This window comes from Clostridium sp. CAG:221 (assembly GCA_000435835.1).
Lineage (GTDB): Bacteria > Bacillota > Clostridia > Clostridiales > Clostridiaceae > Clostridium.
In genome coordinates, this window is the sequence record FR883384.1 from 30,899 (window position 1) to 44,555 (window position 13,657).

Annotated in this window: 14 protein-coding genes and 1 pseudogene; 14 read left to right on the top strand and 1 reads right to left on the bottom strand. The window is 29.5% G+C overall.

The features are described 5' to 3' along the window. The 4 genes and pseudogenes from Q5O44_RS04360 to Q5O44_RS04375 form a co-directional block, all read left to right on the top strand. Nucleotides 1-587, top strand: a pseudogene (locus tag Q5O44_RS04360) (hypothetical protein); the annotation flags it as partial. Between the two features lie 15 nt (nucleotides 588-602). Continuing rightward, on the top strand, nucleotides 603-1,634 hold the full coding sequence (gene holA / locus Q5O44_RS04365) for a DNA polymerase III subunit delta (protein WP_022167172.1): 1,032 nt from the start codon (nucleotides 603-605) through the stop codon (nucleotides 1,632-1,634). A 203-nt stretch (nucleotides 1,635-1,837) separates the two neighbouring features. After that, nucleotides 1,838-2,254, top strand: coding sequence for a flavodoxin (locus Q5O44_RS04370; RefSeq protein WP_022167173.1), 417 nt, complete (start codon nucleotides 1,838-1,840; stop codon nucleotides 2,252-2,254). A gap of 7 nt (nucleotides 2,255-2,261) precedes the next feature. Then, nucleotides 2,262-2,900, top strand: a complete 639-nt coding sequence (locus tag Q5O44_RS04375; protein ID WP_022167174.1) for a DUF3793 family protein — start codon at nucleotides 2,262-2,264, stop codon at nucleotides 2,898-2,900. Nucleotides 2,901-2,992: 92 nt separating this feature from the next. Here Q5O44_RS04375 and rpsT read toward each other — a convergent pair whose 3' ends face one another. After that, nucleotides 2,993-3,256: a 30S ribosomal protein S20 gene (gene rpsT / locus Q5O44_RS04380; RefSeq protein WP_022167175.1), complete on the bottom strand. Its 264-nt coding sequence runs from the start codon at nucleotides 3,254-3,256 to the stop codon at nucleotides 2,993-2,995. A gap of 184 nt (nucleotides 3,257-3,440) precedes the next feature. On the opposite strand from rpsT, the gene gpr reads away from it, so the two are divergent. From gpr to grpE, 10 genes are all read left to right on the top strand, one after another. After that, on the top strand, nucleotides 3,441-4,415 hold the full coding sequence (gene gpr / locus Q5O44_RS04385; protein ID WP_022167176.1) for a GPR endopeptidase: 975 nt from the start codon (nucleotides 3,441-3,443) through the stop codon (nucleotides 4,413-4,415). An 81-nt stretch (nucleotides 4,416-4,496) separates the two neighbouring features. Then, nucleotides 4,497-5,594: a stage II sporulation protein P gene (locus Q5O44_RS04390; RefSeq protein ID WP_022167177.1), complete on the top strand. Its 1,098-nt coding sequence runs from the start codon at nucleotides 4,497-4,499 to the stop codon at nucleotides 5,592-5,594. 66 nt (nucleotides 5,595-5,660) lie between these two features. Continuing rightward, complete coding sequence (locus Q5O44_RS04395; RefSeq protein WP_022167178.1) at nucleotides 5,661-6,776, top strand: stage II sporulation protein P; 1,116 nt, start codon at nucleotides 5,661-5,663, stop codon at nucleotides 6,774-6,776. A gap of 85 nt (nucleotides 6,777-6,861) precedes the next feature. Beyond that, nucleotides 6,862-7,293 (top strand): hypothetical protein, encoded by a 432-nt coding sequence (locus Q5O44_RS04400; RefSeq protein ID WP_022167179.1) that lies wholly within the window; start codon nucleotides 6,862-6,864, stop codon nucleotides 7,291-7,293. Between the two features lie 123 nt (nucleotides 7,294-7,416). Then, the gene (lepA, locus tag Q5O44_RS04405) at nucleotides 7,417-9,222 is read left to right on the top strand and encodes a translation elongation factor 4 (protein ID WP_022167180.1); all 1,806 of its coding nucleotides are present in this window, start codon (nucleotides 7,417-7,419) and stop codon (nucleotides 9,220-9,222) included. Between the two features lie 198 nt (nucleotides 9,223-9,420). After that, a complete protein-coding gene (locus Q5O44_RS04410) occupies nucleotides 9,421-9,690 on the top strand; it encodes a hypothetical protein (protein ID WP_022167181.1) in 270 nt (89 codons plus the stop codon). Between the two features lie 489 nt (nucleotides 9,691-10,179). Continuing rightward, nucleotides 10,180-10,485, top strand: a complete 306-nt coding sequence (locus Q5O44_RS04415) for a hypothetical protein (RefSeq protein ID WP_302637395.1) — start codon at nucleotides 10,180-10,182, stop codon at nucleotides 10,483-10,485. A 208-nt stretch (nucleotides 10,486-10,693) separates the two neighbouring features. Further along, a complete protein-coding gene (gene hemW / locus Q5O44_RS04420) occupies nucleotides 10,694-11,824 on the top strand; it encodes a radical SAM family heme chaperone HemW (protein ID WP_022167183.1) in 1,131 nt (376 codons plus the stop codon). A 185-nt stretch (nucleotides 11,825-12,009) separates the two neighbouring features. After that, nucleotides 12,010-13,041 (top strand): heat-inducible transcriptional repressor HrcA, encoded by a 1,032-nt coding sequence (gene hrcA, locus Q5O44_RS04425; RefSeq protein WP_291661656.1) that lies wholly within the window; start codon nucleotides 12,010-12,012, stop codon nucleotides 13,039-13,041. A 20-nt stretch (nucleotides 13,042-13,061) separates the two neighbouring features. After that, nucleotides 13,062-13,637, top strand: a complete 576-nt coding sequence (gene grpE / locus Q5O44_RS04430; protein WP_022167185.1) for a nucleotide exchange factor GrpE — start codon at nucleotides 13,062-13,064, stop codon at nucleotides 13,635-13,637. Nucleotides 13,638-13,657: the final 20 nt, after the last annotated feature.

Below are 13,657 nucleotides of genomic sequence, written 5' to 3' on the forward strand. Positions count from 1 at the left end.
TATTTTTAAAGATTCCAATAGTTTTTAATTATATTTTATTTGTTAGTAAATATATTATAATTTTAATGGATAATATTATGAATTTTTTTGATAAAATCACAATTGATATATTTTATATTTATTATGGAGCTGCTTATTTTTATATTGCCATGCTCATAACATATTATTTTTATAAAAAGGGATATAAGCAATTTATATATTACCCAATTATAGTATTTATTTATGTGGTTATTATGGTGTATAGCCCTGTAGTTAATATTAAGTATTATAATGAAGGTGCAATGGTAATAAGTTTTAGGGGGAGAAGGGCACTTATTCAGTATAATGAAGGAGAGGACAATGATAAGCTAAAAAAGATAACCTTATGTGAAAAAACGTTAAATAATGATTTTAAAAAGTTTTTAATAAAAGATGGGGTTTATATAAAGAGAAGTGGAGAAAATTATATATTAAAGACAAAGAAAGAACAGTGTCTACTTAAGATTAATTATGATAAAATAAATTATAATTATGAAATAATTGATTTTACAAAAGGCGACATTGAAGATGTATGGATAGTAAAGGATATTATAATATCTAGAAGATAGGAGTGTAATAATTTATTGATTACTATAGATGGTTTTGAAAGCGAGTTAAAAAAAGGTGACATAGGTTCAGGATATGTTTTTTGCGGTTTAGATGAAGAACTTATAAAAGAAAATGTTAATGCTCTTGTAAAGAAGGTAGTACCTGATGAATTTATGAGTTTAAATTACGAAAGACTAGATGGCTTAACTACTACTTTTAATGATATAGAAAATGCATGTGAAACTATGCCTTTCTTTGGTGACAAAAAAGTTGTTGTTGTATATAGAGCTAACTTTTTAAAAGATAAAGCTGATAAAGAAGGAGCTAAAGTATACTCAGAAGTTTCTAAGTATGTAAAAAATCTTCCGCCTTATACTGTGCTAATAATGTATTATTTATTTAATGATAAAAGAGATACTCCTAAAAAAAATAAAAAACTAGGAACTCTTGATAAATATATTAAGGTAGTTCATTGTGATAAGCTTAAGAAGGATAAGTATTACAAAAAGATAGAAGATATATTTAAGGAAAAGGGAAAGAATATAGGAAAAATACAAGTAAGATATTTTGCTGAAAAGGTGCAAAATAATTTCGATATAATAAAAAGAGAAATAGATAAATTATGTGCTTATACATATGGTAGGGAAATTGAAAAAGAAGATATAGATAAGCTTATTGCCAATAAAAGTGAAGATGATGTTTTTGATTTAGTAGAGTATATTTCCAATAAGAAGGTTGATAAGGCCTTGGATTTGTTAGATGATTTATTATTTAAGGCAGATCAACATATTCTTATAATAACAACCATTGAAAATCATTTTAAAAGGTTATATGAAATTAAAATTTATATGAGCAAAGGAAAGAGAGCAGATTATTTTATGAGCAAGTATAGGCTACCACAATTTGTTTGTGAAAAGCTTATGAATCAAGCCAATAAATTTTCACTGAAGCAGTTAGGACAATTTATTAGAATATGCGTTGATACAGAAAATAAGTTAAAATCATCCTCAGGGGATAAATCTACAGAAATGGAGCTTATGCTATTTAAAACTTTCTTAGCTAAGTAAGATATAGAGAAAAAGTGTTTAAAGATGAAGATGTAATAGGTGGATATATTAAAGCCTAGTACATCTTTTTTATTTTAATTAAAGTTAAATCTTTTAAAAATATATGATCTATTTTTATTAGCAATAAATTATTGACAAATAAATCTAGATAATATAACATTTAATTGAGAATGAATATCATTAATAATTAGGAGGGTGGTAATATGAAAATAGTTTTTTGGTCAGGAACAGGAAATACAGAAAAGATGGCATCAGTTATTGCTGATGGAATAGTTAAAGGAGGTAAGGAAGCTGAGCTAATAAATGTATCAGAAGCTTCAAATGAAGTTTTTGACAATGAAGATGTAGTTATATTAGGATGTCCAGCTATGGGAGATGAAATCCTAGAGGAAAGTGAATTTGAACCTTTTGTTGAAAGTATAGCAGCAAAGATAAAAGGAAAAAAGGTGGCTTTATTTGGTTCATACGGATGGGGAGATGGACAGTGGATGAGAGATTTTGAAGATAGAATTACATCTTATGGAGGTCAGCTTATAAGTGATGGACTAATAGTTCAAAATGAACCTGAAGATAATTGTGAAGAATGTTTAGCATTTGGCATGGCTATAGCAAAGGCATAAGTTTTTTATGGAAAAGATACAATTTTACAAAAGTTTAAACAATTTAACAGAAAGAGAGTGCATTGAGAAATTTCTAATTTACAATGCCTCTCTGGTAATTTCAGGAGCCAAGCCATCAGCAACAATAACTTTAAAGAAAAGTGGAAATAATATATATGGAAAATGGATAAAATATGGAAGGGATTTTTTGGAGGATATAGAGTTAGAGCATATGGAGCTTAGGGAAGGTGAAGAATCGCTTATCATACTTGTTTATAATAAGGAAAATCTTAAGGAGCATATATTTAAAAGAGAAAATAAAGAGTTTTTATTAAATATAGGTTACGAACCTTCTGATGAAATTAATAAATATATAAACATGCTTAAGAATAGGTACAATAAATTTAAATGTCCTCATGAGTTAGGGGTCTTTTTAGGCTTTCCTATAGAAGATGTAAAAGATTTTATGAATTGTAGCAATAAAAAATGCTTAGGATGTGGTTATTGGCTTGTTTATAATGATATTGATAAGGCAAGAAGTATCTTTGAAAAATATGATAAAATCAAGTCATATACAACGAGAAATATTTTAAAAGGAAATTCCACGTATAAGATTGCTTATGACATAAAAAATACCTTTGGAAGCCTTAAGGAGCTAGATATCTAAAGTGAATATTATATAAAAATCGCCTTTGAATAAAAGGTGATTTTTTATATAAATAAATAGTCGGTGATTAAAAATCACCGACTCCTTATTGATTACGCCATAGCGTTTAATTTCGCAGCTAATCTTGACTTCTTTCTAGCAGCCATGTTCTTGTGAACAACACCTTTTTGAGCAGCCATGTCTAAAGACTTAGATGCTTTAACGAATGAAGTTTTAGCTTCTTCAGCGTTGTTAGCAGTTACTGCAGCTTCAAAGTTCTTTATAGCAGTTTTTAAAGCTGATTTTATCATTCTGTTTTGAGCAGTTTTAGTTTCAGTAACTTTGATTCTCTTCTTTGCTGATTTTATGTTTGCCATTCAATTCACCCCCTTAAATTTTTATAGGGCCTCTTGCAGTTTTTTGGGGAAATCTGCGTACGAGTTCATTTTCAACAAATCATATTATATCATTGAAAGTTTAGAAGTTCAAGTATGAAATTAAAAGTAATTTGGGAAAATAATTTTGTAAATGTGAAAAAAGGTAAAAATAGGAGGGAAAATAATGATAAGTATACGTACAGATTTAGCCATAGAAGCGAAGCAAGCATATACTGAAGAAAATAAGAGAGAACTTGACGGAGTTAAGGTAGATGAGGAAAATGAGGGCGATATAAAAGTAACTACAGTGACCATAGAAAGTGATGAAGCAGGTAAGGAGTTAGGAAAGCCTAAAGGTCATTATATCACTATAGATTTTCCGGAATTTACAAGCTATGATGGTGAATGTATGAATGAGTTATCTATGGTAGTAGGTAAAGTTCTTAAAAGGTTGGCAGATGTTACTAAAGATAAATTAGTGCTTATAGTTGGACTTGGAAATTGGAATGTTACTCCAGATGCTTTAGGTCCTAAAGTAGTAGAAAAAATAATGGTAACAAGACATATAAAGGAACTTATGCCAGATGCTTTAGAGGATTATGTAAGATCAGTATGTGCATTGGCACCAGGAGTACTGGGTATAACAGGAATTGAAACCGGTGAAATTGTTAAAGCAGTAGTGGAAAAAATTAAACCAGATTTGGTTATATGTATTGATGCTTTAGGATCAAGAAAGTTAGAACGTGTCAATAGAACTATTCAAATAGGCGATACAGGAATTTCTCCAGGAGCTGGTGTTGGAAATAATAGAATGCAAATTAATGAAAAGAGTTTAGGGGTAAAAGTATTAGCAGTAGGAGTGCCTACAGTTGTGGATGCTGCCACCATAGCTAATGACACCATAGATATGGTACTTGATGATCTTATAGGAAAAGTTGAAAGTGGAAAAGATTTTTATTCTATGTTACAAAAGGTGGATAAAAATGAAAAACAAATGCTTATAAGAGAAATATTAACACCATTTGTAGGAGAATTGATTGTAACACCAAAAGATATAGATACTATCATTGAATCACTTGCTAAGATAATAGCTGATGGAATAAATATAGCAGTACAGCCAGAAATGGAAATGGAAGAAATAAATAAATTTTTAAATTAAAATAATATAGATATTTACTAGTATCATTTGTAATAATTATGTCACTTAAACATATAAATGTATAAGTGAGGTGAGTTATGAATGAGTTATGTTTTTCATGGAGGTGAAAATAGAAGAGGGCGGAGCAGGATAAGCATTGATATAGTGGTTATTCTAATTATAGCTGTATTTTTTTGTATAAGATGTATAGTGGTATTAAATAATTATAGGGAAAGAGGCGCATATGCTTACGTTCAGTTATTGAATTTTTGTATGCCGGTGGTGGAGGAGTTAAATTATGATGCCAGTGATTATGCGGAAAACAATTTAAGTATAAAGAATGTTATTTTACAATCATTTGGGTTATCTAATTTAAGATTTCAGGATATTGTAAATAATGAATTGTCAGTATTTGCACAAATAAATGATAATATTACAGGAGCAGTAGCTAATAATGGTGGCATACAGCCTTATGAAATCAAATCAAATAGTGTTGCTATGATTACAGAAGAAGAAAAGGAAGCTATAGCCAAAGAAAGCCCAGCATATGATGAAAGCTTAAAGAAAACATTGGATGAAGCTAATCCAGAAGTACTTATTTATCATACACATACCCATGAAAGCTATTATGATGGTGGAAATGTAGATGAAGGATATAATTATAATACAGATAACAATGATTATAATGTGGTTGGCGTTGGAGATGTTCTTGCAAAGGAATTACAAGAGGGGTATGGCATAGCTGTAATCCATGACAAGACTATCCATGATACTTCATATAATGATTGCTATGGTAGATCTAATGAAACAGTAAGTTCTTATTTAAACCAGTATGGTGATTTTAAACTTATTATAGATCTACATAGAGATTCAAATAGTAATAGGCAGGCTGTTACAACAGAGATTAATGGTGAAACAGTTGCCAAGGTGATGTTTGTGGTAGCTGGAAACAGCAGAAATTATTCTAGCAATACTGAGCTTGATAATAAGCTCATAGAAATTATTAATAGATTATTCCCAAGTCTTCTTAGAAGCACTAATATTTTTGTTTATGATTCTGGTATAAATGCTTTCAATTTAAATTTAAGCAATAATATTATACTTTTAGAGGATGGCTCAATAGCAAATACTGCTACGGAAGCAAAGCTTTCAGCTAAATATATGGCAAGAGTAATTGCTGAATATATAAATGAAAATTAAAGGTAAGCAACGAGAATAAGTAGTTCACCAAGACATATAGATAAATAAGAGAGGTGAACTTATATTATGAAGGGAATTGCAAATAATAGAAAAGACCATCATGAAAGAAGTAAACTAAGTATAGATTTGGCTGTTATGCTAGCATTTTTTATTATCTTTTTTTTTAGATGTATAGCTGTAATGAACAGCTATAATGAGAGAGGCGGATACGCTTATGTAGAACTATTAAATTATTCTATGCCCATAGTTAAGGAGTCAGTATATGATAAAACTGACTATGCAGAAAACGATTTAAGCATAAAAAACATACTTATGAAAGCAGCAGGAATAGATAAATTAAACTCCATATCCATTGTTGCCGGTGAATTAAACATATTCTCTGAAGCAGATGATATGATATATAGAGGTTCAAAGCCAGTAAGAGAAATAGTGAGTAACACCAATAGCCATATTAATCCTTATGAAATAGATGATGGAAGTATATCTAAAGTAACTGAAGAGGAAATTAATAGTGGAGAGTCAGATGCTTATAACGAAGCGTTAAAAAAAACTTTAAATATTGCAAGTCCAGAGGTTTTGATATATCATACTCATGCCCATGAAGCTTTTAGTGAAGTAGGGGCAGCGGCTAATTTTAGAAGTGATAATGAGGAGTTAACAGTTGCAGCTGTAGGAGATGTACTGGCCAGTGAACTTGAAAATGGATATGGAATTGCCACAATCCATGATAAAACCCTTCATGACACTGAATATATAGGGTGTTATCTTAGATCCAAGGAAACAGTGCAAAGTTATTTAGATAAATATGGAGATTTTAAACTTATCATAGACTTGCATAGAGATTCATCTGAAAATAAAAATCTTATTGCTGCTAACTTAAATAATCAATCTTTAGCTAAATTTATGTTTGTTCTTGGTGAAAGTAGCCCTAGGCTTGAACAAAATCAAATTGTTGCTAATAATATGTTATCCATTAGTAGAAGGTTGTTTCCAAGCCTTGTGAGAGAGGAATACCAAGGAATATTTTTATATAATACAAGTTATGGAACATTTAATTTAGGTTTAAGCGATAATATGATTATTATTGAAGATGGTTCAGCAGGAAATACTGTGGAAGAAGCTAAGAATACAGCTAAATATATTGCTAGAATAATAGCTGAATATATAAATAATTCCAATTAATTTGAATAAAGAATTTAAAATATGTGCATCCTTTAAATGGTAAAAACGCTATAATTGCGTTAAAAACAATAAGGGGTGCATTTTTATGCTTAAGAAGGGGATAATTCCCACAATCCTTTTTATTATGGTTATGATAGGTTGTATTATCGTAAATATCAAAAATACAGAAGCATTATCTCCATTTGGTAATACCATTGATAATTATCAAATTGTTACAAAGGAATTTGGTGAAGATTTTTCAGAGTTTATAAAAGATAAGGCCAATATAAAAATATATCTTAATAAAGAAGAGGATACTGCACAAGTTCAAATTGGAAAAAATGAAATAAAGTTCACCAAAAATAATATATTTATAACAAAAATTAAATCCATAGGAAATTTTTTTATTAAGCAAATTTCTAAGATAGAGAATACTTTAGAAAAAATAACAGAAAATACAGAGGAGAATAAAAAAAGTAAAAGTAAAATTGACATAATTGTTGATGATTTCATAGAATGGTTTAAAGAACAAAATTAAAAATATAGATTAATTTGTTAATTAACCAAGAATCTTGACACTGACAGGATAATTTATGATATAATTTACTCTGATTTAATATAATGGGGGTGAAGAAGCTACTAATTTTGGTAGTTATTATATATGACAAGCAATAGACAATCAAAAATTAGAAATTTTTCAATTGTAGCACACATTGACCATGGTAAGTCAACATTAGCAGATAGATTATTAGAAAAGACAGGAACTCTTACTCAAAGAGAAATGGAAGAACAAGTTCTTGATAATATGGAACTTGAAAGAGAAAGAGGAATTACTATAAAATCTCAAGCTGCTAGACTTATCTATAAAAGAGAAAACGGAGAAGAGTATATCTTAAATCTAATAGATACTCCAGGACACGTAGACTTCACATATGAGGTTTCAAGAAGTTTAGCTGCTTGTGAAGGAGCAATATTAGTTGTAGATGCAGCACAAGGGATAGAAGCTCAGACATTAGCTAACTGCTATTTAGCATTAGATAATGATTTAGAAATAGCACCAGTAATAAATAAGATTGATTTACCATCAGCTAGACCTGATGAAATAAAGCAAGAAATTGAAGATGTTATTGGTATTGAAGCAGAAGATGCTCCAATGATTTCTGCTAAGACTGGATTAAACGTAGAAGATGTTTTAGAAACAATCGTAGAAAAGATTCCAGCACCAAATGGAGATGAAGATGCACCATTAAAGGCACTTATTTTCGATTCATACTATGACAGCTATAAAGGTGTTGTATGTTATGTAAGAATAATAGATGGTAAAGTTAAGCCAGGAACAAAAGTAAAGCTTATGGCAACAAATAAGGTTTATGACATAACTGAAGTAGGGGTATTTACGCCTAAATTAATGCCTATAAATGGATTAAGTGCAGGAGATGTTGGATATATAACAGCATCTATCAAAAATGTGGCAGATGCCAGAGTTGGTGATACAGTAACAGAAGCAGATCGTCCAACAGCAGAAGCACTTCCAGGATATAAAAAAGCTGTACCAATGGTTTATTCAGGTATATATCCAGTAGATGGTGCTAAGTATGATGAATTAAAGGAAGCATTAGAAAAGTTACAAATTAATGATGCTGCTTTAGATTTTGAACCTGAAACATCTATAGCATTAGGATTTGGATTTAGATGTGGATTCTTAGGTCTTCTTCATATGGAAATAATTCAAGAAAGAATTGAAAGAGAATTCAATTTAGATATTATTACAACAGCTCCATCAGTTGTTTACAAGGTTACTAAGACTAATGGAGAAACAATTGAACTTACTAACCCTACTAATCTTCCTGAACCAACAGAGATAGATTATATGGAAGAGCCAATTGTTAAGGCATCAATTATTGCCCCAACAGAGTATGTAGGAGCTATAATGGATTTATGCCAAGAAAGAAGAGGAGTTTATATAGATATGGAATATCTTGAAACAACAAGAGTTTCTATTAACTATGAAATTCCTTTAAATGAAATAGTATATGATTTCTTCGATACATTAAAGTCAAGAACAAGAGGATACGCTTCATTTGATTATGAATTTAAAGGATATACTACTACTGAACTTGTTAAGCTTGATATATTATTAAATGGAGATGTTGTTGATGCCTTATCAATGATAGTTCCTAAAGAAAGAGCTTACCATAAAGGTAGAGGAATTGCTGAAAAGCTAAAAGAAATAATTCCAAGACAAATGTTTGAAGTTCCAATACAAGCAGCAATTGGATCTAAAGTTATAGCTAGAGAAACTGTTAAAGCTATGAGAAAAGACGTTCTTGCTAAATGTTATGGTGGAGATATTTCAAGAAAGAAGAAACTTTTAGAAAAGCAAAAAGAAGGAAAGAAGAGAATGAGACAAGTGGGATCTGTAGAAGTACCACAAGAAGCATTCATGGCAGTACTAAAAGTAGACTAGTAAAAAAGCTGGAGATTTTAAAATCTCTAGCTTTTTTTTTAATGATGAATGATGAGTGATGAATGATGAATTAAGGAATAAACTCACAGAGTTTAGAAAAAATTAATAGTGTTCTGTAATTCATCATTGATAATTCACAATTCATCATTGGAACAAGTATATTATATAGAAAATTATTTTTATAGGTAGAAAAGCTTTATGCTGGAATTAAGTATTAGGGATGTAGGAATTAAAGGTAAGAAACTAAGGAATAAGGGGTTAGTAACTGGAACACTTAGAAGAAAAGATGGACAGATAATACCTATCTTTCTTTCAAGTAATCTATTAGAACAATATATTGTTATTACTGATTATTGCAAAGACTTAGATGTTAAATTTGAAAATGAAATAATACATGTGCATATAAAAGAAGCTCAAAGACATTTTACTAAGAATAATGTTATTAATATGGACTTTATAGAAATATAATAATATAAAGATTTAATTATTGAGTTTTGCATTATTTTGAAAAATTTATTTGCGGCAATGAAGAGCCATATCAAGAAAAGTTCCTTGGTATGGCTTTTTATGCTTATAATATATGATTGTTGCATCTTTTTTATAAAAATAGTAAAATTAGGTTGAAATATAAAGGAGAGATAAATATATGTTTAGACCAATTTAAAAACTTCATTAAGGAAAAATACCTATATTTTTTATAGGTTTATTTGTGCTACTGAAAATGGAGGGATTAAAATCGTACAAGGCATAACCGTATATTTAAATCAAAATAAATATATTAGTTGTGGCATAGACGTAAAAAAATTTGGTATTATATTAGCTCTTTCTCAAATAATATCTTTGATTACAGGGAAATCATATTACTTTAAAAGAATCTTAGGTGAAAGAAAATATATAAATATATTATATTTAATTATTTTAGTAGCAACGTTGATATTGTGGAGAACAACATCAGCAGTGGTAAGTGTTATTTCGGTAATGAGTATTTCACTAAGTGATGCATTGTTTGCACCAATAGTCATGGAGATAGAAAATAAGTCTGTAACCACCGGAGAGAGGGCAACGATTTTATCCATATATTCTGTAATAGGTAGTGTGGTTTCTGCAGCTATTAACCCGCTGATAGGATTAGTTGCTGATTATTCATTAGGAACTTCTTTTTTGCTTTGTAGTATGCTGTGTGTTATAGCTTTCATAGCAATGAATTGCTATTTAGTAAAGGAAGATAGCAAAATGAAGCTATGTAATGAAAAAAGGATATAAAAAAGCAGTATTAATTTAAAATAGTATAGTTTCATAAAGTAATATATAATAATAGCCATAGTGTAAGTGGCTATTATTTTTTTTACGCTTAGAAAATTATAAAATTTTTATCATATGGGATACTAATAAATTAGCCACTTCTTATATACGTCGTTACTAATGCGTTAAAAAGAAAATTATAGTGCTATAAAAATTTGGAGGAATAAGAATGAAGGAAACAAGTTTATATATACATATACCATTTTGCAAACAGAAGTGTTTTTATTGTGATTTTCCATCTTTTTCAGGAAAGGAGAAGTATAGGGAAGATTATATAGAAGCTTTATGTAAAGAGATATTAGATAAGTGTCAGAAATACAAAATAAAAAGTATATTTATTGGTGGAGGAACTCCTTCATATTTAGAAGTACATGAAATTAAAAAGCTCCTTGAAACAGTAAATAAGCTTCAGTTTGCAGATAATATGGAGTTTACCATGGAATGTAATCCAGGTACAGTTAATGAGGAAAAGCTTATTGCCATGAAGGATGGTGGAATAAATAGAATAAGCTTTGGTTTGCAGTCATGTAATAATGAGCTCCTTAAAGTAATAGGAAGAATACATACTTATGAAGAATTTGTAGAAAATTATAAATTAGCTAGGAAGCTAGGTTTTAATAATATAAACGTAGATCTTATGTATGGTCTGCCAAATTTGACAGTGGATTTATGGAAGGATACTCTTGCAAAGATATGTAGTTTAAAGCCAGAGCATATATCAGCATATAGCCTTATCATAGAAGAAGGTACTGCTTTTTATACATTGCATATGAAGGATAAATTAAATCTACCATCTGAAGAAGAGGAAAGAGAGATGGATAAGCTAACAAAAGATGTACTTGGTAGTGGTGGTTATCATCAGTATGAAATATCTAACTATAGTTTAGAAGGAAGAGAATGTGAACATAATAAAGTTTATTGGAAACTTAAAGAATATATAGGAGTAGGTTCGTCATCTAGTTCATATATAGATGGATTCAGAATTGTTAATGATTCAAATGTAAAAAATTATATAGAAAAAATGCAAAATAATGAAAGTGTTGAAGTTGATAGATATAAAAACACCATTAAAGATGAAATGGAAGAATATATGTTTATGGGATTAAGACTTAATGAAGGTGTAAGTAAAATGGAATTTAAGCAAAAGTTTAACACTAATATAGACAGTATATATGGAAATGTAATAGAGAAAAATATTAAAAGAGGACTTCTTCAAATGAAAGATGATAAATTATCTCTTACAGTAAAAGGAATAAGTTTAGCAAATGAGGCTATGTCAGACTTTATATTGGAAAAATAGATTGAGTAGAAAACGAGAGTAATTTAAAGAAAAATAGAGAAAAGTTGTATTATTTTAAATGAAAAAATAATACATAACAAAATATGAGAAAATATAAAATTGACAAAAAAAGCGAATAAGAATATATTGATATTGTAGTCATTAGCACTCGAGGTTAGTGAGTGCTAACAATAGGGGTGATGAGATTGTCTATTGATGATAGAAAAATTAAAATACTCCAAGCCATTATAAACGACTATATTGTGACAGGTGAACCTGTTGGATCAAGAACAATAGCTAAAAAATACGATTTAGGTATAGGATCTGCCACTATTAGGAATGAAATGGCCGACTTAGAGGAGATGGGATATTTAGAGCAGCCTCATACATCTGCAGGCAGAATCCCTTCTAGCAAAGGCTATAGATTATATGTAGATCAATTGATGCAGAGGGAGCAGCTTACAAGAGAAGAAGAGCTTAGAATTAAGGAATATATTATTAATTCAGCTATGTATGAAGTTGATAAGGTATTAAAAGAAGCATGTGTGTTATTATCAGAGTTAACTAATTTAACATGTATAGTGGAAACTCCTTCCATGAAAAGAAGCAGGATAGTATCGATACAGCTTATAGGTATCGATAAGTCCAATATAGTAGCTGTAATAGTTACAGATAGTGGAGTTATAAAAAATCATAGAATAAGGGTATCACATATGCCTATGGAAAATGAATTAAATAGAATCAACGAAGTTCTTAATATTAAGTTGAAGAATCTTACAATAGATGCAATAAATCTACAGATTATTAATGAAATAAAGGAAGAACTTAAAGGGTTTGATGATTTATTTAATGCAATACTTCCAGCTCTATATAAGAGTTTAAATGAAAGTACAAAATCAGATTTATTAGTTGAAGGAACTACAAATCTTTTCAATTATGCAGAATATAACGATATTGAAAAAGTTAAAGATATGCTTCAGCTTATAAGTAATAAAGATTGTGTCATTGAATTGCTAGAGCCAAGTGGTGATATTACCATAAAGATTGGAGATGAAAATTATATTCCCGAAGCCAAAGATTGTTCTGTTATAACAGCAGAATATTGTTTAGGTGGAAGACCAATTGGTAATATAGGTTTAATTGGACCACAGAGAATTAATTATTCTAAAGTAATTTCAATAATGGCTCAAGTAATAAAAGAATTAAATAAAAGTTTAAGAAATCAGAGTCTTGAGTAATGCGAGAAGAGGTGTATTGAATGGAAGAAAATAGAGATTTAAATGAAGAAATCATTGATGAAACAGAAGGTAGAGCAGAAAGTGCTGAAGAAGTTACTGAAGAAGTTAATGAAGCTGAAAACAATGAAGAAAATGATTTAGCTTTAGTTAAAAAGTTAAAAGAAGAAAATGATAAACTTTCAAAAGAAGTTGAAGCATTTAAAGATAGATTGTTAAGAATTACAGCTGAATATGAAAACTTCAGAAAGAGAACTGCCAAGGAAAAAGAAGGAATATATGCAGATGCATGTGTAGATGTATTAAAAGAAGTTATTCCAACAGTAGATAATCTTGAAAGAGCTTTAGCAGTTGATGGAAGCGTTGAAGATTTGAAAAAAGGAATTGAGATGACTATTAAGGGATTCCAAACTTCACTTGAAAAACTTGGTGTTGAAGAAATAAGTGTTGAAGAGGGATTTGATCCTAATATGCATCAAGCAGTAATGCATATTCAAGATGAGAACTATGATAAAAATGTTGTTGCTGAAGTATTCTTAAAAGGATACAAAAAAGGTGACAAAGTAATAAGATATTCAATGGTAAAAGTAGCAAATTAGTTTAAATTTAATAGATAGAA